The sequence below is a fragment of the Bradyrhizobium sp. AC87j1 genome, from assembly GCF_002936975.1.
GTDB lineage: Bacteria > Pseudomonadota > Alphaproteobacteria > Rhizobiales > Xanthobacteraceae > Bradyrhizobium > Bradyrhizobium shewense.
In genome coordinates, this window is the sequence record NZ_PTFE01000080.1 from 20,094 (window position 1) to 38,500 (window position 18,407).

The following is an 18,407-nucleotide window of genomic DNA, read 5'->3' on the forward strand; positions in this document are numbered from 1 at the left end:
GCATGGTCCGGGGCAGGAAGTCCGATCGAAATGAAACGTCTCAAGATCCTGCGGCGGTGGTTTGCGCGCAAGTTCGGCTTTGCGCGGCTGATGTGCCTCGCGCTGCTGGTTATATTCGCCGGCGCGCGCCTGTGGGACCCGCCGCCGATCCAGGAATTGCGGCTGCGCACCTTCGACATGTTCCAGCTGATCGATCCCAGGCACAAGACATCGCGGCCGGTCGTCATCGTCGACATCGACGACAAGAGCCTTGCAAGGCTCGGCCAATGGCCGTGGCCGCGCACGCGCATCGCCGACCTGATCCAGAACCTCTCAGACAGCGGCGCGGTGGCGATCGGCTTCGACGTGGTGTTCTCGGAACCCGATCGGCTCAACCCGGATCTGGTCGCGAGCCAGATGCGCTATCTGGACGACGCCACCCGCGCCAAGCTGCGCGAGCTGCCGAGCAATGATCAGGTCCTCGCCGACGCGATCAAGCGCTCGCGGGTGGTGCTGGGTGAGACCGGGCTTCCAGAGGTCCTGTCCGAGCTCGACAAATCGCTTCCGTTCACGGGCGTGGCTACGCTCGGGGAGGAGGGGGCCGAGCGCTTCCTGTTCGAATTCCCCGGCCTGCTCCGCAACGTGCCGATCATCGAGAAGATCGCGGCCGGTCGCGGCCTGTTCTCGATCCGGACCGAGCGTGACGGATTGATCCGCCGCGTGCCGATGATCATGCGCGCCCAGGGCAACATCATGCCCTCGCTCAGTCTCGAGATCCTGCGTGTCGTCACGGGAACGCCGACCCTGCTGGTCCGCACGGACAAGGCCGGTATCAGGTCGATCCGCCTCAAGGGTCTGGAAGTTCCGACCGACAAGAACGGTCAGCTCTGGGTGCACTATGCCCGCCGGGATCCTTCGATCTACGTGTCCGCGGTCGACGTGCTCGACAACAGCCTGTCGCCCTCCAGGTTCGCCGGCAAGCTGGTGCTGGTCGGTACCTCCGCGGGCGGATTGAACGACATCAAGACCACGCCGGTGTCACGGGCCATGCCGGGGGTCGAGATCCACGCCCAGGTGCTGGAGAGCGTGCTGAGCGGCGCGGTCATCTCGCAGCCGAATTATGCGCTCGGCGTCGAATTGCTGGCCGCGCTCGTCATCGGCCTGCTCGTGATCATCTTCACGCCGAATCTCGGCCCTGTGCGCCTCGTGCTCGCGGGTGCGACCTTCGCCGCCATCCTGGTCGGCGTGTCCTGGTTCTTCTACGCGCAGTACCGCTACCTCATCGATTTCACCTATCCGCTGCTCTCGACCACTGCGGTCTATTTGACGCTGATCTTCGCGAGCTTCGTGCGCGAGCAGCGACAGCGCGTGCAGATCCGCGGGCAGTTCGCGCAATACATGTCGCCGGTTCTGGTCGAGCAGCTGGCGCAGTCGCCGGAAAAGCTCGTGCTCGGCGGCGAAGAGCGCGAGATGACGATCATGTTCTCGGACGTGCGCGGCTTCACCACGATCTCGGAAAGCTACAAGCAGGACCCGCAAGGCCTGATTGCGCTGATGAACCGCTTTCTGACGCCGCTCACCGACGTGATCATCGAGCGGAAGGGCTACATCGACAAATACATGGGCGACGCCATCATGGCGTTCTGGAACGCGCCGCTCGACGATGCCGAGCACGAGGTCAACGCCTGCGAGGCCGCGATCCAGATGCTGGAGCAGATCGACGCGGTCAACAAGGAGCGTGAGCAGGAAGCCGCCGATGGCGGTCATGTCTACATTCCGCTCAATGTCGGCATCGGCCTCAACACCGGCATCGGCGTGGTCGGCAATATGGGATCGGACCTGAAGAAGAATTATTCGGTGCTCGGCGACAGCGTGAACCTGGCTTCACGCCTGGAAGGCCAGTCGAAGGAATACGGCTTCCCGATCATCGTTGGATCCAGGACCGCGCTTGCCGCCAAGGACAAGTTCGCGATCCTCGAGCTCGACTTCATCATGGTCAAGGGCAAGACCGAGCCGGAGGTGATCTACGCCATCGCCGGGCGCGAGGACGTGATGCACTCAGGCGCCTTCCAGCGCCTGCGCAACATCACCATCGAGATGCTCGGCTGCTACCGCGGCCGCGACTGGCAGGGCGCACTCGATGCGATCGAACGCGGCCGTCGTAGCGAAGATGCTGACACGCTGGAAAAGCTGTTCAGGCTCTACGAGGCGAGGATCAAGGATTTCCAGATCAACCCGCCGCCGGAAGGCTGGACCGGGGCATATGCGCTCCTGACGAAGTAGTAGCCACAATCACCGCTCTCGTAGGGTGGGCAAAGGCGCGGTAGCGCCGTGCCCACGATCTTGCTCGGCAATGTAGAAATGGTGGGCACGCTTGCGCTTTGCCCACCCTACAACACCCGTGTTTGCCCTCACTCCATCCCGATGGTCGTCAGATCCTGAAACCAGTGTTGCGCCTGCACGAACTGCTTGATCTTCGGCGACAGCGCGTGCGGGTTGGTATCGTGCACGACCCAGACCAGCGTGGCGTCGTCCACGATCAGCGCGTGCGCCTGCGCCAGCAGCTCGTCCTGCTTGGCGCTATCGAACGTCTGCTTGGCTTCGTCGATCAGAGCATCCACCTTCGGGTTCTTGTAGCCGCCCCAGTTGACGCCCACAGGCGCGATCTGGCCCGAATGGAAGAAGCGGACGATGGCGTAGAGCGGGTCTGACGTGACGTAGGCGATGTTGTTGGCGGTGATGCCGGCGTTGATCTCGTCGGCCGCGCCCTTGCGCCAGTGCGTATAGAGCGTTTCGAGCTCGACGACCTTGAAGTCGATGTCGATGCCGATCTCCTTGAAGCTCTGCTGCAGGAATTCGTTGATCGGCAGCGACAGCATCTGGCCGGTGCCGCCCTGTGCGATGATGAAGGTCGCCTTCAGCGGCTTGGCCTTGGAGTAGCCGGCTTCCTCGACCAGCTTCTTCGCTGCAGCCAGATCATATTTCAGCTCGAAGCCCGGCTTGCCGAACCACGGGCTCGACGGGTCGACCTGGCCCTTGGCAGGCTTGGCAAGGCCGTTCATCAGCCCGACCACGGCGTCGCGGTCGATCGCGAGGTTCAGCGCCTTGCGCAGGCGGACATCGGTCCAGGGCGAGCCCGGCAGCACGCTGAGGTGATAATTCCAGACATGCGGCGTGACGTTGTCGACGAGCTTCATGCCGGCCGCTTTCAGCTGCGGCACGGCGTCCGGCGCCGGCGTCTCGATCAGATCGACTTGTCCCGCAAGCAGCGCGTTCGTGCGGGTCAGCGCTTCCGGCATCGGCACCAGCACGATCTTGTCGGCCTTGGGAATGCGCTTCTTATTCCAGTAGTCCGCATTCTTGCTGAGTTCTGCAAGCTCGCGCGGCACCAGCTTGGTCAGCTTGAACGGGCCGGTACCGGAGGGCTGGCTCGCGAACTTGTCCCAATCCTTGCCGAGCTTCTCGTACTGCGCCGGGCTCGACACCAGGAACCACAGCATCTGATAGGGAAAGAAGGAATCGACCGTCTTGGTGGTGATCTCCACGGTGAAATCGTCGATCTTGGCGTAGCTCGCAACGGAGGGAAGGCGGGTCTTCACCTGCGCGCTTTGGCGCTTGTCGAATTGCGGCGCCTTGTCGTTGAGCACCTTGTCCAGATTCCAGATCACGGCGTCGGCGTTGAACTCGCTGCCGTCGTGAAACTTCACGCCCTTGCGAAGCGTGAAGCGCCATTTGGTCTTGTCTGCATCATCGACCTTCCACTCGGTCGCGAGCCCCGGCACCAGCTTGCCGGGCCGGTCGGCGACGTCCATCTCCCAGGCCACCAAGGGATCGTAGATCGTATAGGCCGTGAACTGATAGGCGCCGGCGCCGCGATCGGGCTGACCCGTGGTGAGCGGAATGTCCGCCATCGAGATGCCGTAGCGCACCACCGTTTCGGCGCGCGCCGAGATTGCGGACAACGCCAGTGCAAGCACGGCGAGACAAATCGATAGACGAACACGCATGGCCTAGAGCTCCCAGGGATTTCGGGACCGAACTTGCAATCTTGATGCCAGAATAGGCAGCGCGGCGCGTGCACCCGCCTGCGACCTACAAGGACTTGTCGTCGCAGGGCCAAATTGCAGAATAAGTTTCTCTTTGGCATAGCCATTGCATACGATTGCATCAAAAATAGTCATCGAAGCCGGAAAAGGATTGAGGCGATGCTTACTAAGAAGAAGAACACGCGCGCGGCATGGATCGCGGTGCTCGCTCTAACGACGGTGGCTGCATGGCCGCGTGAGGCCAGTGCCGACACCGTGCTGCGCATCGGCATGACCGCTGCCGATATTCCGCGCACACTGGGCCAGCCCGATCAGGGTTTTGAAGGCAACCGCTTCACCGGCCTCACCATGTACGACGCGCTGACCGGCTGGGACCTGTCCTCCGCCGAGAAGGCGAGCGTGGTCATTCCCGGCCTTGCCACCGAGTGGAAGGTCGACGATGCCGACAAGACCAAGTGGGTTTTCAAGCTGCGCCCCGGCGTGACCTTCCATGATGGCTCCCCGTTCAATGCGGATGCGGTGGTGTGGAACGTCGAGAAGGTGTTGAAGCAGGACGCGCCGCAGTTCGACGCCAGCCAGGTCGGCGTCACGGCCTCGCGCATGCCGACGCTCGCCTCGGCGAAGAAGATCGACGACATGACGGTCGAGCTCACCACCAAGGAGCCCGACAGCTTCCTGCCGATCAACCTCACCAATTTGTTCATGGCGAGCCCGGCGAAGTGGCAGCATTTCTACGACAAGGCCGAAGGCGCCGACGCCAAGGCCAAGTCGCAGGCGGCGTGGACGGCGTTTGCCAAGGACGCCGCAGGCACCGGCCCGTGGAAAATGGCGAGCTTCACGCCGCGCGAGCGGCTAGAGCTCGTCAAGAACGCGAGCTATTGGGACAAGGCGCGCGTGCCCAAGGTCGACAAGATGGTGCTGTTGCCGATGCCGGAAGCCAACGCCCGCACCGCGGCGCTGCTCTCCGGTCAGGTCGACTGGGTTGAGGCGCCGGCGCCGGACGCACTGCCCGAGCTCAAGCAGCGCGGCTTCAAGCTCTACGCCAACGAGCAGCCGCATGTCTGGCCGTGGCAGTTCTCGCGCGTCGAGGGTTCGCCCTGGAACGACATACGCGTGCGCAAGGCCGCCAACCTCTGCGTCGATCGCGAAGGTCTCAAGGACGGCCTGCTCGCCGGCCTGATGGTGCCGGCGACCGGCACCTTCGAGCCCGGCCATCCCTGGCGCGGCAAGCCGAGCTTCGAGATCAAGTATGACAAGGCGGCTGCGCAGAAGCTGATGCAGGAGGCCGGGTTTGGCCCCAACAAGAAGCTGACGGTCAAGACCCAGACCTCCGCCTCTGGTTCGGGCCAGATGCAGCCCTTGCCGATGAACGAGTATCTCCAGCAGGCCCTTGCCGAATGCTACTTCGATGTGCAGCTCGACGTCATCGAATGGAATACGCTGTTCACGAACTGGCGCCGCGGCGCCAAGGATCCCTCGGCCAATGGTTCGCACGCGACCAACGTGACCTATGCGGCGATGGACCCGTTCTTCGCGCTGGTGCGCTTCCTGCAATCGGGCATGGCGCCCCCGGTCTCGAACAATTGGGGTTTCATCAACAATCCCAAGTTCGACGAGCTGGTGAAGAAGGCGCGCCAGACCTTCGATCCCGCCGCGCGTGACGCTGCGCTCGCCGAGCTGCACGCGGCCTCGGTCGACGATGCCGCCTTCCTCTACGTCGCCCACGACGTCGGCCCCCGCGCCATCAGCCCGAAGGTGACCGGTGTCGTGCAGCCGAAGAGCTGGTTCATCGACTTCTCGCTGGTGTCGATGAAGTAGTTCGCACCACACGAACAGTGCACCCTCTCCCCTTGTGGGAGAGGGTGGCTTCGCGACAGCGAAGCCGGGTGAGGGGTCTCTCTCCGCGAGTGGCCCTTTCTCTCATTCGATAACGCTGTATCCGCGGGTAGAACCCCTCATCCGGCGCCGTAGCCGAAGCTTCGCTTCGGCGTCGACTTAAAAACGGCCGCCGGAGGCGGCCTATGCCACCTTCTCCCACAAGGGGAGAAAGGAAGAAGAAGAAACAACGTGCTCGCCTATATCGCCAGACGCATCGTCTACGTCGTTCCGATTGTCATCAGCGTCGCGCTGGTGTGTTTTCTGCTCGTGCACATCACGCCGGGCGATCCGCTGGTCGCGGTGCTGCCGGCCGATGCCTCGCAGGAGCTAGCCGCGCAGCTCCGTTCCGCCTATGGCTTTGACCGCCCGCTGCCGGTGCAGTTCGGCTTGTGGCTGATGCGCGCGCTGCACGGCGATCTCGGCAATTCCATTGCGACAGGGCGCCCCGTGCTCGCCGAAGTCATGCGCGCGGTCAGCAACACCGTCACGCTGGCGATTGCCGCCGCGATCATCGGCTTCACCATGGGCATCCTGCTCGGCCTGATCGCCGGCTATTTCCGCGAGACCTGGATCGACAAGCTCGCGACGTCCTTTGCCATCGCGGGCGTATCCTTGCCGCATTATTGGCTCGGCATGGTGCTCGTCATCATTTTCTCGGTGCAGCTGAACTGGCTGCCCGCGGTCGGCGCCGGGCCGGGCGGCTCCGCCACCTGGGCCTGGGACTGGGCACACCTGCAATACCTCGTGCTGCCGGCGATCACGACATCGGTGATTCCCATGGGTATCGTCACCCGCACGGTGCGCGCGCTGACCGGCGACATCCTGAGCCAGGATTTTGTCGAAGCCTTGCGCGCCAAGGGGCTGCATGAGCGCGGAGTGTTCCGTCACGTCATCAAGAACGCCGCGCCCACCGCGCTCGCGGTGATGGGGCTTCAACTCGGCTATATGCTCGGCGGCTCGATCCTGATCGAGACCGTGTTTTCCTGGCCGGGCTCGGGCTTCCTGCTCAACTCGGCGATCTTCCAGCGCGACTTGCCGCTGCTTCAAGGCACGATCCTGATCCTGGCGCTGTTCTTCGTCTTCCTCAATCTCATGGTCGACATCGCGCAAGCCGCGATCGATCCGCGCATCAAGCGGGGCTAGCAATGAGCGAGCTTCCGTTATCTGCGACCGCCGATGCCGCGCTGCAGGCTGCGCCCGCGACCAAGGCGCGCGGTTATTGGGCGACCGTCGGCCGCCGCATCCGGCGCGACAAGGTCAGCATGGCCTGCGCGCTGGTGCTGCTACTGATCTTCCTGTCCGCGATCCTTGCACCGTGGCTGGGTCTGGAAGATCCCTACAAGGGCTCCATGATCCGCCGCCTGCGCCACATCGGCACCGTTGGCTACCCGCTCGGCACCGATGAGCTCGGCCGCGACATGCTGGCGCGGCTGATCTATGGCGGGCGGCTGTCGCTGGTCATCGGCATTCTGCCCGTGATCCTCGCCTTCTGCATAGGCACCTCGCTGGGCCTCGTCGCCGGCTATGTCGGCGGCAAGCTTAACACCGCGATTATGCGCACGATCGACGTGTTCTACGCCTTTCCCTCCGTGCTGCTGGCGATCGCGATCTCCGGCGCGCTCGGCGCCGGCATCCTCAATTCCATCGTGTCGTTGACCGTCGTGTTCGTGCCGCAGATCACCCGCGTCGCCGAAAGCGTCACCACAGGCGTGCGCAACATGGACTTCGTCGAGGCCGCGCGCGCCTCCGGCGCCGGGCCCTTCACCATCATGCGCGTGCACATCCTCGGCAACGTGCTCGGCGCGATCTTCGTCTATGCCACCAGTCTCATTTCGGTCTCGATGATCCTGGCCGCCGGTCTTTCCTTCCTCGGCCTCGGCACCAAGCCGCCGGAGCCGGAATGGGGCCTGATGCTCAACACCTTACGCACCGCGATCTACGTCAATCCCTGGGTCGCCGCATTGCCGGGCGCGATGATCTTTGCGGTCTCGATCTGCTTCAACCTGCTCTCGGACGGCCTACGCAGCGCCATGGACATCAGGAACTAGGCCATGAGCGAGAGCAACACATCCGTTGAAATGCTCGAGCCGGTCGAAGACCGCGGCGGCGTCGCGCAGCCGCTGCTTCAGGTCAACGGGCTGACCAAGCACTTCCCTGTTCGCGGCGGGCTGTTTGCCGCAAAGCGCACCGTGCGTGCCGTGGACAATGTCTCGTTCGCCGTCGCCAAGGGCGAGACCGTCGGCATCGTCGGCGAATCCGGCTGCGGCAAGTCCACCACCGCGCGCCTGCTGATGCATCTGATGCCGCGCGACACCGGCGACATCATCTATGACGGCATGACCGTCGGCCAGTCGCTGAGCTTGCGCGAATTGCGCCGCGGCATGCAGATGGTGTTTCAGGACTCCTATGCTTCGCTCAACCCGCGCCTGACGATCGAGGAATCGATCGCTTTTGGCCCCAAGGTGCACGGCATGGCCGATGGCGCGGCGCGCGCATTGGCGCGCGAGCTGCTCGGCAAGGTCGGCTTGCGCCCGGAGAACTTCGCCAACCGCTATCCGCACGAGATCTCCGGCGGCCAGCGCCAGCGCGTCAACATCGCGCGCGCGCTGGCCCTGTCGCCGCGGTTGGTGATTTTGGATGAAGCCGTCTCCGCGCTCGACAAATCCGTCGAGGCGCAGGTGCTCAACCTGCTCGCCGATCTCAAGCGCGAGTTCGGGCTGACCTATCTCTTCATCAGCCATGACCTCAACGTCGTCCGCTACATCAGCGATCGCGTGCTGGTGATGTATCTTGGCGAAGTCGTCGAGCTCGGCCCGGTCGACCAGGTCTGGGACAACCCTGCGCATCCCTACACGCGCGCACTCCTTGCGGCGATGCCGTCGTCTGACCCCGACAGGCGTACTGAGCAGCCGCCGATCACAGGCGATCCGCCCAACCCGATCGATCCGCCCCCGGGCTGCCGCTTCCACACCCGTTGCCCGTTTGCGGAGCCGCTCTGCGCAAATGCGACACCAAAGCTCACCGCGCTGGATAATATGGGCCACGAGGCCGCGTGCTACATGGCGATACCGGGTTCAGGCCACAGCCGCGCGCCCAGGGAGAAGACCGCATGACGAGACCGACACCGAAAGAGATCAAGCCGATTGCGCTAGTTGCCGGCGTCCCCGTGGACGACGAGATCGCGACGCGCATCTCCAATTCCATCGGGCCTGCCTTCGAAGGCTTCGCGGCCATCGCCGGCACGCTGCCGTTCGACCTGGAGCCCGCGCTCTATCCGATCGCGCAGACGCAGAAGGTGTCGAAATGAGCACTGAGCCTGCATTGATGACGCTCACCGAGGTCGCGCGCGCGATCGCGATGAAGCAAGTGTCCTCTCATGAGGTGACGCGCGCGCTGCTGCACCGCATCGAGCAGTGGCAGCCGCATCTCAACGCCTTCATGTCGGTCGAGGGGGAGGCTGCACTGAAGGCGGCCGAAGCCGCCGATTCCGAGCTCGCCAAGGGCAATGTCCGTGGTCCCCTGCATGGCGTGCCGCTCGCGCACAAGGACATGTATTACGATTCCGGTCACGTTGCGACCTGCGGCTCGCTGATCCGCCGCGACTTCGTGCCGACCGTGACCTCCACGGCGCTGCAACGCTTGAAGGACGCCGGCCAGGTCCGACTCGGCACCCTGCACCTCGCTGAGTTCGCCTACGGTCCGACCGGGCACAACGCCCATTACGGTCCGGTGCGCAATCCCTGGAATGTCGCGCACATCACCGGCGGCTCCTCGTCGGGCTCCGGCTCGGCGGTCGCCGCGCGGCTGACCTACGCGGCGCTGGGCTCGGATACCGGCGGCTCGATCCGGATGCCCGCGCACTTCTGCGGAGTTACCGGGTTGAAGACCACGGTCGGTCGCGTCAGCCGGGCCGGCGCGATGCCGTTGTCGCAGTCGCTCGACACCGTTGGCCCGCTTGCCCGCACCGCCGAGGATTGTGCGCTGCTGCTGGCGCTGATGGCTGGCGCTGACCCTGCCGACTCGACCTGCAGCCACGAGCCGCTGTCGGACTATGTCGGCGCGACCAAGGGCTCGTTGAAAGGCCTCAAGATCGGCGTGCCTGCGTCGTTCTATGTCGACGATCTCGACAGCGAGGTCGCGCGCGTGCTGGACGAGACCATCGCCGTGCTCAAGCGCGAGGGCGCCGACACCGTCACGGTCGAGCTGCCGGACCAGCGGCAATTGTCCTCGGCGAGCCAGCTCGTGCTCGCCGCCGAAGCTGCCGCCTTCCACAAGCGCTGGATGATCGAGCGTCCGCAGGACTATGGCCCGCAGGTCTTGATGCGGCTTCAGAACGGTCTCGCCATTCCCGCCATCACTTATCTCGAGGCGATGCGCTGGCGTGGTCCCGCACTCGCTGCGCACCATGCGGCCACTGCAGGCGTCGATGCGGTGATCGCACCGGCGTCCCCGGTGCCGGCGCCGACGATCGAGGAGAGCGATGTCGGCGGCGGCCCGAACGCACCGGCCATGGTGCAGCGGCTGACGCTGTTCACCCGCCCGGTGAACTTTTTGGGCCTGCCGTCGCTCACCGTGCCCTCGGGCTTCACCAAAAGCGGCCTGCCGGTCGGCATGCAGCTGATCGGCCGTTCCTTCGACGAAGCGACCCTGCTCACCATCGGCGCCGCCTTCCAGCGCGTCACCGATTATCACGATCGATTGCCGAAACTGCCGTCATGACAAAGCTCGTCGAGATTTCAGGCCTCAACATCCGCTTCACCGGGGAGCGCACGGTTTATGCCGTGAACGATCTCAGTCTCTCGCTGGGCAACAGTGAGGTGTTGGGCCTGCTCGGCGAGTCCGGTTCGGGCAAGAGCGTGACGCTGCGTGCGCTGATGCGGCTGTTGCCGAAGAAGCGCACGCAGATTTCGGGTACCGTCAACGTCATGGGCCGCGACGTGCTCGCCATGAACGACGAGGAGCTGTCGTCGTTCCGCGGCCAGACCGTGTCGATGATCTTCCAGGAGCCGGCATTGGCACTGGATCCGGTCTACACCATCGGTGCGCAGATCGCCGAAAGCGTCGTGCGCCACGAGGGCAAAAGCTATGCTGAGGGCAGGGCACGCGCACTCGAAATGCTCGAGGTCGTGCGCATTCCCTCCGCAAAACGCCGGCTCGACGCCTATCCGCACGAGATGTCCGGCGGCATGCGTCAGCGTGCCATGATCGCGCTGGCGCTGGCCTGCCGGCCAAAAATCCTGCTCGCGGACGAGCCGACCACCGCGCTCGATGCCACCGTGCAGATCCAGATCCTGCTCTTGCTGCGCGAGCTGCAGCGCGAGTTCGGCATGTCCGTTATCTTCGTCACCCACGACATCGGCGTCGCCATCGAGATCTGCGACCGTGTCGCGGTGATGTATGCCGGTCAGATCGTGGAGCAGGGCACGCTTCGCGACATCGTCCGCAGCCCGGTGCATCCCTATGCCAAGGGCCTGCTCGCCTCGACGATTCACGGCGCCAAGCGTGGCGCCCGCCTCGAAACCATCCCCGGCACGCCGCCCTCACTGGCCGAGAAACCCCACAACTGCTCCTTCGCCCCGCGCTGCGCCGTGGCGCAGCCCCGTTGCCTGGAGCAATTGCCTGCCAATGTGGCGGTCGGGCCGGGCCGGGCGGCGCGATGTGTTCTGGCGGAGCAGGCGGCGGCGCTGTCATAATATTTGAACGGCGCTGCAGCAGCGCTCCTTCCTTTGAAATTCCTCCACGGCAACACCGAGTTGTCACAGTTCACCGGCGACTGCAGGCAGAAGCCGTTCTACTTTGCATGGGGTTGTTTTCGACATTTTTGTCGGAGCCGGGTGAAGCGACTAGCATTCAGACGCCATTCATCCCGGTTCCCGTTCCATGCGGCCGTTCATGCAGAGGGACCAGACTTATGTACATTTCAAACGAAGGCCTGCTCGTCATCCTGTTCGTCGGCCTCGTCGCCGGCTGGCTCGCCGGCAAGGTGGTGCGCGGAACGGGGTTCGGGATCATCGGCGACATCGTCGTCGGCATCGCCGGCGCGCTGGTGGCAAGCTTCCTGTTTCCGAAGCTCGGCATCCGCCTCGGCACGGGCCTGGTCTCCGAGATCGTCTATTCCGCCATCGGCGCGGTCATCCTGTTGCTGGTGGTGCGGCTGGTGCGGGGCGGCGGCCGGTTCTAGTAACCGCCCGGTTCGGTCGATCGGAACTAGCCGCCTCTCCAGAACTGGGGAGGGGCGGCGGCCACGCACCAAAAAGCCGCAAAGACTGTGAAATACCGGACTTGCGTGCGGGGCCATCAGGGGTAGATGTGGGCCATCAGGGTTTTGGATGAACCCGGCTGCGTTGGACGCAGGGCGAACATGATGTTAATCCGGGGCGAGTACCCTGAATTGCCCGTGAAATCAGGGGCCTTGGCCCCCACCTGAAAGAGATCAGACTGATGGCAGCCGGTCCTGGCGTCCGCCGTTCAGAGCTCGGTGACGCCTTGCGCGCTTGTCGCACCGCGTTCATCGGCGTCGGCTTCATGAGCTGCATGATCAACCTGCTCTATCTGACCGGGTCGATCTTCATGCTGGAGGTTTACGACCGGGTGCTGCCGAGCCGCAGCGTCCCGACCCTGGTCGGCCTGATCATCCTCGCCAGCTTCCTCTACATGGCGCAGGGCGTGCTCGACATGATCCGCAACCGGATCCTGGGGCGGATCGGCACCGCGCTCGATGAAGCCCTCAACAAGCGCGTGTTCGACACCATCGTGCGCCTGCCGCTTCTGGTCGGCAGCCGTAACGAAGGCCTCCAGCCGCTGCGTGATCTCGACAACGTCCGCTCCTTCCTCGGCAGCATGGGCCCGAGCGCGTTCTTCGACCTGCCCTGGCTGCCGCTCTATCTTGCCATCTGTTTCGCCTTCCACGTCATGATCGGCGTCACCGCGCTGGTCGGCGCCATCATCCTGGTCGGGCTGACGCTGGTCACCGAGTTCATGTCCCGCCAGCCGGCGCGCGAGGCGATGGGGCTTGCCGCCCAGCGCAACGATCTCGCCCAGGCCAGCCGCCGCAACGCCGAAGTCATGGTGGCGATGGGCATGGCCGGCCGGATGAACCAGCGCTGGAGCGAGACCAACGAAAAATATCTCGCCGGCAATCAGCGCGCGAGCGACGTTGCCGGTGGTCTCGGCGCAGTCGCAAAGGTACTGCGCATGATGCTGCAATCGGCCGTGCTGGCGGTCGGCGCCTATCTCGTCATCCACCAGGAGGCGACCGCCGGCATCATCATCGCCGGCTCGATCCTGTCCGCCCGCGCGCTTGCGCCGGTCGATCTCGCCATTGCGCACTGGAAATCCTTCGTCGCGGCGCGCCAGAGCTGGCACCGCCTCACGCGCTTGCTGGAGCAGATGCCGGCGCAGACCATGCCGACCCAGTTGCAGGCGCCTACCAGCCGGCTCTCGGTCGAAGGCGTCGCCATGGTGCCGCCCGGCGACCAGCGCCTCATCGTGCAGGACGTCACCTTCGCGCTCGCCGCCGGCAACGGCCTCGGCGTGATCGGCCCGAGTGGCTCCGGCAAATCGTCGCTGATCCGCGCGCTGGTCGGGGTCTGGCAGCCGGTGCGCGGCAAGGTGCGGCTCGACGGCGCGGCGCTCGATCAATGGTCGTCCGACATGCTTGGCCGGCACATCGGCTATCTGCCGCAGGACGTCGAACTGTTCGGCGGCACCATCGCCCAGAACATCAGCCGGTTCGATCCCGAGGCGACGTCCGAGGGCATCATCGCGGCTGCGAAAGAAGCCGGCGTGCACGAGATGATCATCAAGATGCGCGAGGGCTACAACACCCAGGTGGGTGAGCAGGGCACAGCGCTTTCCGCCGGCCAGGCGCAGCGCGTGGCGCTGGCGCGCGCGCTCTATGGCAACCCCTTCCTGATCGTGCTCGACGAGCCCAACTCCAATCTCGACACCGAAGGCGACGAGGCGCTGACCCGCGCCGTCCGCGCCGCTCGCGAGCGCGGCGCCATCGTGGTCGTGGTGGCGCACCGTCCGATCGGCGTCGAGGCGGTCGACCAGGTCCTGGTGCTGCGTGACGGCCGCATGCAGGCGTTCGGCCCCAAGGAGCAGGTGCTCGCCCAGGTTCTGCAGCCGCGCGTGGCGCCGCCGGCCCCGATCAAGATCGTCAGCGAAGGCGGAGTGGCCAAACCATGAGCACGATGGCCATCGGCGGCCCGAAGCCTGCCGCGAACAAGACCGTACGCGAATCCATCAAGTTTCACCTGATCCTCGGCTTTGTGATCGTGCTGGTGCTTGTCGTCGGTCTCGGCGGCTGGGCCTCGACCGTGCTGATCTCAGGCGCGCTGATCGCGCCGGGCCAGATCGTGGTCGAATCCAACGTCAAGAAGGTGCAGCATCCGACCGGCGGCGTGGTCGGCGAGGTGCGCGCCCGCGACGGCGACCTGGTCAAGGCCGGCGACATCGTGGTGCGGCTCGACGACACCGTCACCAAGGCCAACCTTGCCATCGTCACCAAGAATCTCGACGCCGCGCAGGCGCGTGCGGCGCGCTTGCAGGCCGAGCAGCGCGGGGTCGACAGGATCGAATTTCCGCAAGCCCTGATCGAGCGCGCCAGCGATCCCGACGTCAAGCTGCTGCTCTCCGCCGAAACCAAGCTGTTCGACGTCCGCGTCAACGGCCGCACCGGACAGAAGGCTCAGCTTCGCGAGCGCATTACGCAGCTCAACGAGGAGATCGCGGGTCTCAGCGCCCAGGAGAAGGCCAAGGATCAGGAGATCGCGCTGGTGCAGAACGAGCTCACCGGCGTGCGCGAGCTCTACGACAAGCGTCTGGTGCAGATCTCGCGCCTGACCCAGCTCGAACGCGACTCGGCCCGTCTCAACGGCGAACGCGCGCAATACATCGCCTCGCGCGCCCAGGCCAAGGGCAAGATTACAGAGACCGAGCTCCAGATCATCCAGGTCGACAAGGACGTGGTGAGCGAGGTCTCCAAGGATCTGCGTGAGACCAACGACAAGATCGGTGAGCTGATCGAGCGCAAGGTCGCCGCCGAAGACCAGCTTCGCCGCATCGACATCCGCGCGCCGCAGGATGGTATGGTGCTGCAATCCACGGTGCACACGGTCGGCGGCGTCATCACCGCCGGCGACGCTCTCATGCTGATCGTGCCGCAGGCCGACGATCTCCAGGTCGAGGCAAAGGTCAATCCGGTCGACATCGACAAGCTCCAGATCGGCCAGAAGACGCTGCTGCGCCTCTCCGCCTTCAATCAGCGCACCACGCCGGAGCTCAACGGCCTCGTCAGCCGCGTCTCGCCCGACGTCACCACCGACCAGCGCACCGGCCAGAGCTACTACACCATCCGCGTCTCGATGCCGGCCGAGGAGATCGCCCGTCTCGGCGACGTCAAGATGATCCCGGGCATGCCGGTGGAAGCCTTCGTCCAGACCGGTGACCGCACCATGCTGTCCTATCTGATGAAGCCGCTGCACGACCAGCTGATGCGAGCGTTCCGGGAGAAGTGACGCGCGAAAGCGCGTCATCCCGGAGCGCGCTTAGCGCGCATCCGGTATCTCGAGCGGCAGCCTCGGTCTCGTAGGGTGGGCAAAGGCGCGATGCGCCGTGCCCACCGTCTCTTACACGACGGGCATATTGGTGGGCACGCTCCGCTTTGCCCACCCTACGGCACTGACTTCTTTGCTATAGTTCGACTCAAGCCCATCAACCCGGCGCTCGACCATGCAATCCCCATCCTCCATCGCCACCGAATCCTTCGCCGACGCGTCAGCGGCCGTCACCCGCCTCGAAGAGATCTACGAGCGCAACACAAAATTCCTGCGCGATCGGTTCGAGGCTTATGTCGGCGGCGAAGCGATCACGACGCGGGTGCGCGCCTATTATCCCTTCGTCCGCCTTACCACCGCGACCCACGCGCGGCTGGATTCGCGTCTCGCCTACGGCTTCGTCGCCGGGCCCGGCGTGCATGAAACCAGCGTGACGCGCCCGGATTTGTTCCGGAGCTACCTTGTCGAGCAGATCGGCCTCCTGATCCAGAATCACGGCGTGCCCGTCGAGATCGGCGAGTCCGCTGAGCCGATCCCGATCCACTTCGCCTATCGGCGCGACATCAACATCGAAGCTGCGATCACCACGAGCGAGAATTCCCCTGTCGCGCGATCGCTGCGCGACGCCTTCGACGTGCCCGATCTCGCCACCATGGACGATTCGATTGCCGACGGCACCTTCGAGCTTCAGCCTGGCGCGCCCGAGCCGCTGTCGCTGTTCCGCGCCGCCCGCGTCGATTACTCGCTGCGCCGGCTCTATCACTACACCGGCACCGACCCCGAGCATTTCCAGAATTTTGTCATTTTCACCAACTACCAGTTCTATGTCGACGCCTTCGCGCAGCTCTGTCAGCAGCGGCTCCAGTCCGGCGAGGCCGGCCTTGAAGCCTTTGTTGCGCCGGGCAACGTCGTCACGCGCAGCGGTGGCGCAATCAGCGGCGTTGCGCCGGCGCGCATGCCGCAGATGCCGGCCTTCCACCTCGTCGCATCGGGCTATCGCGGCATCACGCTGATCAACATCGGCACCGGTCCGTCCAACGCGCGCAACGTCACCGACCATGTCGCGGTGCTGCGTCCGCATGCCTGGCTGATGCTCGGCCATTGCGCGGGCCTGCGCAACACGCAACGCCTCGGCGATTACGTCCTCGCGCACGGCTATGTGCGCGAAGACCATGTGCTCGATCGCGAGCTGCCGCTGTGGGTCCCGATCCCCGCGCTGGCCGAGATGCAGGTCGCGCTGGAAGAGGCCGTTGAGGACGTTACCGGCCTCGAAGGTTTCGAGCTCAAGCGCCTGATGCGCACGGGGACGGTGGCAAGCGTCGACAACCGCAATTGGGAGATCTCCGGGCCTGAGGTGATCCGACGTATGTCGCAGTCGCGCGCGGTCGCGCTCGACATGGAATCGGCCGCGATCGCCGCCAACGGCTATCGCTTCCGCGTTCCCTATGGCACGCTGCTCTGCGTCTCCGACAAGCCGCTGCACGGCGAGATCAAGCTCGCGGGCATGGCCAGCGAATTCTACCGCCGCCGCGTCGGCCAGCATCTCGAGATCGGCCTGAAGGCGCTGGAACGGCTCAAGCAGCAGGAATCGGAGCGGCTGCATTCGCGAAAGCTGCGCAGCTTTGCCGAGGTCGCCTTCCAGTAAAGGACACAGGAACTGTCGTACGCATGCTGACGCCTCCGTGAGCGCAGCGTCCTGGAATATTGCCGCCGAGGCAGGGTTATCAATTGGTCCGGGGCCGCTTGAAACACAGGAGGCAGACATGATCGCAGCGATGATCAGGCGCGTCGTGTTGGGTACGTTCGCGGCAGCCCTATTGTGCTCGCCGGCATTTGCCGCGGGCGGAGGCGGCGGTGGAGGAGGCGGGGGCGGCGCCAGCTCGACGGATCCATACGCCGGCGCCTATTCGGATCAGAAGCCGCAGCCGACCTATCCGAAGCGTCCGGGCGCCAAGGCAATCCAGAAAGGCAAGAAGCCGAACAATCAGTCCAGCATCGGCGATCCCGCATTCGCGGCCGGCTACCGCGTGGCCTATGACACGATCTACGAGCGCAACGACTATGCGGCCGCGATCGCGCAATTGAAGTCGCTCGGCCATGACGACCATCCGAACGTCGCCAACCTCATCGGCTACTCCTATCGCAAGCTCGGCGACTACGAGCAGTCGCAGGTTTGGTATGAGCGCGCATTGAAGGCAGATCCAAACCACGTGCTGACGTGGCAATATTACGGACTTTGGCAGCTCGAGCGGGGCAATCGCGAGCAGGCGCTCTATCATTTGAGCCGGATTGCCTCCATCTGCGGGACCGGTTGCGAGGAGTATCGGTCGCTGGCCGCGGCGCTCGACAGGCCGACCGGCACGGCGCTCGTCTACTGAAGCTGGAGAGCAGCCGGTTCGTCAGCCGCGCTACTGATGGGCGCCGGATGACCGCCACGTCCTTCGGCGCGGATAGTGACAAGGCGACAGATTTTCAGCATTGTCCCGTTCGGGGGCGCGACGGGACAATTGGATGCCGCTGACGCGCGACAAGATCATCGGCCATGACCTCGAACGGCTGGCCTTTCGCTTCACCATGCTGAGCGGCGACGAGGTCGTGCACTGCCAGATCAGCGACGCCGCGATGGACGAGCTCGCGGGCATGCAGGGCACCGAAAGCAGTGCGCGGCAGGCGCAGTTTTTGTCGTTGCGTGAGACCATCGAGCGGATCGCGTCAGATCTCTACGACGAAGCACCGCGATTCCAGGGATATGTGGTGCGGATCTTCATGCGGCATTTGGGGCGGTGACGCCACATAATCCGGTGTCATCGCCCGCGCAGTGTTTAGCCCGGACAGATCACTGACGGGTGTTCGGAGACATAGCTGACACATCAACATTGGCTGGATTGGTCCGATTCGGGAGGCCGTCCATGCCGTGGAGTGAGATGTCAGCAATGGATCAGCT

15 protein-coding genes are annotated in these 18,407 nt (G+C 64.6%); 14 read left to right on the top strand and 1 reads right to left on the bottom strand.

Annotation, left to right across the window (positions count from 1 at the left end):
• Positions 1 to 30 precede the first annotated feature (30 nt).
• Positions 31 to 2,262 carry a CHASE2 domain-containing protein gene (locus tag CV770_RS30870; RefSeq protein WP_104465042.1) on the top strand — a complete coding sequence of 744 codons (2,232 nt, stop codon included), beginning with the start codon at positions 31 to 33 and terminating at the stop codon, positions 2,260 to 2,262.
• Positions 2,263 to 2,390: 128 nt separating this feature from the next.
• Here the strand turns inward: CV770_RS30870 and CV770_RS30875 are convergent, their stop codons facing one another.
• On the bottom strand, positions 2,391 to 3,986 hold the full coding sequence (locus tag CV770_RS30875; RefSeq protein ID WP_104465043.1) for an ABC transporter substrate-binding protein: 1,596 nt from the start codon (positions 3,984 to 3,986) through the stop codon (positions 2,391 to 2,393).
• A 198-nt stretch (positions 3,987 to 4,184) separates the two neighbouring features.
• Here CV770_RS30875 and CV770_RS30880 point away from each other — a divergent pair, with 198 nt between their 5' ends.
• The 13 genes from CV770_RS30880 (at position 4,185) to CV770_RS30940 (ending at position 18,250) form a co-directional block, all read left to right on the top strand.
• Positions 4,185 to 5,843: an ABC transporter substrate-binding protein gene (locus CV770_RS30880; protein ID WP_104465044.1), complete on the top strand. Its 1,659-nt coding sequence runs from the start codon at positions 4,185 to 4,187 to the stop codon at positions 5,841 to 5,843.
• A gap of 249 nt (positions 5,844 to 6,092) precedes the next feature.
• Complete coding sequence (locus CV770_RS30885; RefSeq protein WP_104465045.1) at positions 6,093 to 7,046, top strand: ABC transporter permease; 954 nt, start codon at positions 6,093 to 6,095, stop codon at positions 7,044 to 7,046.
• A 2-nt stretch (positions 7,047 to 7,048) separates the two neighbouring features.
• On the top strand, positions 7,049 to 7,951 hold the full coding sequence (locus tag CV770_RS30890; protein WP_008131747.1) for an ABC transporter permease: 903 nt from the start codon (positions 7,049 to 7,051) through the stop codon (positions 7,949 to 7,951).
• 3 nt (positions 7,952 to 7,954) lie between these two features.
• Complete coding sequence (locus tag CV770_RS30895; RefSeq protein ID WP_201760114.1) at positions 7,955 to 9,016, top strand: ABC transporter ATP-binding protein; 1,062 nt, start codon at positions 7,955 to 7,957, stop codon at positions 9,014 to 9,016.
• On the top strand, positions 9,013 to 9,210 hold the full coding sequence (locus CV770_RS30900) for a hypothetical protein (RefSeq protein ID WP_028140661.1): 198 nt from the start codon (positions 9,013 to 9,015) through the stop codon (positions 9,208 to 9,210). The genes CV770_RS30895 and CV770_RS30900 overlap by 4 nt, the downstream gene beginning before the upstream one ends.
• A complete protein-coding gene (locus CV770_RS30905; protein ID WP_104465046.1) occupies positions 9,207 to 10,622 on the top strand; it encodes an amidase in 1,416 nt (471 codons plus the stop codon). The genes CV770_RS30900 and CV770_RS30905 overlap by 4 nt, the downstream gene beginning before the upstream one ends.
• Positions 10,619 to 11,596: an ABC transporter ATP-binding protein gene (locus CV770_RS30910; protein ID WP_104465047.1), complete on the top strand. Its 978-nt coding sequence runs from the start codon at positions 10,619 to 10,621 to the stop codon at positions 11,594 to 11,596. The genes CV770_RS30905 and CV770_RS30910 overlap by 4 nt, the downstream gene beginning before the upstream one ends.
• 218 nt (positions 11,597 to 11,814) lie before the next feature.
• Positions 11,815 to 12,084 (top strand): GlsB/YeaQ/YmgE family stress response membrane protein, encoded by a 270-nt coding sequence (locus CV770_RS30915; RefSeq protein WP_018321362.1) that lies wholly within the window; start codon positions 11,815 to 11,817, stop codon positions 12,082 to 12,084.
• Between the two features lie 260 nt (positions 12,085 to 12,344).
• Positions 12,345 to 14,093 (top strand): type I secretion system permease/ATPase, encoded by a 1,749-nt coding sequence (locus tag CV770_RS30920; protein WP_104465048.1) that lies wholly within the window; start codon positions 12,345 to 12,347, stop codon positions 14,091 to 14,093.
• Positions 14,090 to 15,424, top strand: coding sequence for an HlyD family type I secretion periplasmic adaptor subunit (locus tag CV770_RS30925; RefSeq protein ID WP_104465049.1), 1,335 nt, complete (start codon positions 14,090 to 14,092; stop codon positions 15,422 to 15,424). The genes CV770_RS30920 and CV770_RS30925 overlap by 4 nt, the downstream gene beginning before the upstream one ends.
• Positions 15,425 to 15,638: 214 nt before the next feature.
• Positions 15,639 to 17,108, top strand: coding sequence for an AMP nucleosidase (locus CV770_RS30930; protein WP_104465050.1), 1,470 nt, complete (start codon positions 15,639 to 15,641; stop codon positions 17,106 to 17,108).
• Positions 17,109 to 17,226: 118 nt separating this feature from the next.
• Positions 17,227 to 17,841: a tetratricopeptide repeat protein gene (locus tag CV770_RS30935; RefSeq protein ID WP_104465051.1), complete on the top strand. Its 615-nt coding sequence runs from the start codon at positions 17,227 to 17,229 to the stop codon at positions 17,839 to 17,841.
• 133 nt (positions 17,842 to 17,974) lie between these two features.
• Positions 17,975 to 18,250: a DUF1488 family protein gene (locus tag CV770_RS30940; RefSeq protein WP_104465052.1), complete on the top strand. Its 276-nt coding sequence runs from the start codon at positions 17,975 to 17,977 to the stop codon at positions 18,248 to 18,250.
• The last annotated feature ends 157 nt before the right edge of the window (positions 18,251 to 18,407 follow it).

Bases quoted from the DNA above. Each gene is read 5' to 3' on its own strand.
- CV770_RS30870 (WP_104465042.1), top strand. From the start codon at position 31: ATGAAACGTCTCAAGATCCTGCGGCGGTGGTTTGCGCGCAAGTTCGGC.
- CV770_RS30875 (WP_104465043.1), bottom strand. From the start codon at position 3,986: ATGCGTGTTCGTCTATCGATTTGTCTCGCCGTGCTTGCACTGGCGTTG.
- CV770_RS30880 (WP_104465044.1), top strand. From the start codon at position 4,185: ATGCTTACTAAGAAGAAGAACACGCGCGCGGCATGGATCGCGGTGCTC.
- CV770_RS30890 (WP_008131747.1), top strand. From the start codon at position 7,049: ATGAGCGAGCTTCCGTTATCTGCGACCGCCGATGCCGCGCTGCAGGCT.
- CV770_RS30895 (WP_201760114.1), top strand. From the start codon at position 7,955: ATGAGCGAGAGCAACACATCCGTTGAAATGCTCGAGCCGGTCGAAGAC.
- CV770_RS30900 (WP_028140661.1), top strand. From the start codon at position 9,013: ATGACGAGACCGACACCGAAAGAGATCAAGCCGATTGCGCTAGTTGCC.
- CV770_RS30905 (WP_104465046.1), top strand. From the start codon at position 9,207: ATGAGCACTGAGCCTGCATTGATGACGCTCACCGAGGTCGCGCGCGCG.
- CV770_RS30910 (WP_104465047.1), top strand. From the start codon at position 10,619: ATGACAAAGCTCGTCGAGATTTCAGGCCTCAACATCCGCTTCACCGGG.
- CV770_RS30915 (WP_018321362.1), top strand. From the start codon at position 11,815: ATGTACATTTCAAACGAAGGCCTGCTCGTCATCCTGTTCGTCGGCCTC.
- CV770_RS30920 (WP_104465048.1), top strand. From the start codon at position 12,345: ATGGCAGCCGGTCCTGGCGTCCGCCGTTCAGAGCTCGGTGACGCCTTG.
- CV770_RS30925 (WP_104465049.1), top strand. From the start codon at position 14,090: ATGAGCACGATGGCCATCGGCGGCCCGAAGCCTGCCGCGAACAAGACC.
- CV770_RS30930 (WP_104465050.1), top strand. From the start codon at position 15,639: ATGCAATCCCCATCCTCCATCGCCACCGAATCCTTCGCCGACGCGTCA.
- CV770_RS30935 (WP_104465051.1), top strand. From the start codon at position 17,227: ATGATCGCAGCGATGATCAGGCGCGTCGTGTTGGGTACGTTCGCGGCA.
- CV770_RS30940 (WP_104465052.1), top strand. From the start codon at position 17,975: ATGCCGCTGACGCGCGACAAGATCATCGGCCATGACCTCGAACGGCTG.